This is a genomic window from Mesorhizobium waitakense, assembly GCF_056431085.1.
In genome coordinates this window covers 1-1874 of sequence record NZ_JBWKME010000166.1, presented here as the reverse complement: position 1 = coordinate 1874, position 1874 = coordinate 1, and the positions used below count along the sequence as shown (strand labels likewise).

Below are 1874 nucleotides of genomic sequence, written 5' to 3'. Positions count from 1 at the left end.
CCACACCGCAGGCGGCGGCGCCGGACAATGCAGTCGAACTTGCGTTTTGGGAGTCAATCAAGGGAGAGCGATTAAAGTCCTATTTCGAGACCTACGTCAGTCGATTTCCGAAAGGGCTCTTTGTCGATATTGCAAAGCTCAAGATTGAGGAACTCGAAACGGCCGAAAAGTCCAGCAATGTAGCCACCCCGAACGCTACGTCGGAGACGCCTAAGCTGGAACTTGAGGCCTCGTTGGGCACAAATGATGGTCACCCGCTATCGAAACCTGGCCAGGCGCAAGGTCAGCTGGACGACAGAAAGCCCTACTATGATCCTGAAAAGGCGCGCAGGATTGCGGTATCCGAAATTCCTTCTGATGCGGACACTCGGCTGAAAGCAGCACTCAAAGCGTTATATCCATATCAATACGAGATCCGGTACGGTTTCTTTCGCGGCAATCTGTATATTGCAGCTCTCGGCCTCGGCGGTACCGACTGGGAGATCGCGCGCGGATTGGCCGATGCGACAGGGGGGCATCTCGCAACGATTTCCGACAGTGAGGAAAACAAATTTGTCTATGACTTGTTCGCGACTGACCACCGCTTTGTGCAAGTTGGCCTGAAGGGAATGGATCTAAACGGCCCCTGGATCGGCCTCTTCCAGCCCGCTGGCTCCAAGGAACCGGGTGGCAACTGGATGTGGGTCACAGGTGAGGCGCTACGCTACAAGAACTGGAACAACGGCCAACCGAACAATTACGAAGGCAATGACAACGCTGCGCGATTCTACAGCTATGGTACCAGGGTACCGAAGGACGAGCAGCTCCCGATCAAATGGGATGATCAACCGGGACAGCGACTCGGCACCGGATTCATTGTTGAGGTCGAAGGCGACGCAGACAAACAGCAGGCTTATCTGACTTTCGAAACTCAAACAGAACTGGTTCGCCTCGGGTGCCTGGTCGGCAAAATGGACAGCAGTTGGGGTTCGAGTAGCAAGAAGGCGTTGTTGGATTTTGCGGAAAGACGAGGCGTAGAGCTCTCTTCGAGTGTACCAAGCAATGACACACTCGTGGGTTTGCGAGCCATCAGGAAGCCGGTTTGTTCGCATTAGACAAGGCGCATCGTCGCGCACTCGATGACATTCGTTTACAAATCGAGGGTCTCTCCTCCCGAGTCTACCGAAACCCAGGCATGCTCCGCGCTAGTTCCCGTCTATAAAACGGTTTCGCCGATCTGCGGCAGTACTCTTGCCAGAATATTCCGCACGTTCGACACCTGCCACTCGCCACTGCGCGCCGTCTGCAATTGTTCATGGCAATTGCGATGCCTCTGAGGCTGGTGACGCCGGACTTCGTCAGCACGGTGATGGCAATTTACGCCCTGCCAGGCCCTTCAAAGGTTTCCTACCGGAATCAAACATTCACGGCCGAAGCCATCGAACTGTTACGTCCAGCTGGTAGCGTTCGTCCATCAGAACTTGACTCGTGAACTCTTCCGCCCGGATGTCCAGCTGGCACAGTGCTCGTTCTCTAGCATCGGGCGGCGGCTTAGCCGAGTCTACGCGCAACGCTTTGACCATACTCGACGTCCTGGCTCGTGGACTCGACCGGAGGTCGGACCTACAATCCCGCATCAGGCCGCATTTCAAGGGCAATGCGTTACATGTCCTAAGGATACGTCCAACGCCGCCTCGGGCTTCCTGAATGACGGCCGCTTCGAGATCGACTCCAACGTCGTCGAGCGCTCCATCCGTCCGATCGCGCTGAACCGCAAGAATGCGCTCTTCGCCGGCTCCGACGGCGGCGCCGAGCATTGGGCAACGATCGCTTCGCTGATCGAGACCTGCCTATGCCGCGCGCGGCATAGGCAAGTTTATGCCGCACGCCGAACT

General features: G+C 56.4%; 2 protein-coding genes. Both read left to right on the top strand.

The features are described from left to right. Positions 1-1094: lectin-like protein (locus AC07FD_RS31340; protein ID WP_478352995.1), on the top strand; the 1094-nt coding region annotated here is incomplete at its 5' end. Positions 1095-1460: 366 nt separating this feature from the next. Then, a partial coding sequence (locus AC07FD_RS31335) for an IS66 family transposase (protein WP_478352994.1) occupies positions 1461-1874 on the top strand: 414 nt, incomplete at its 3' end.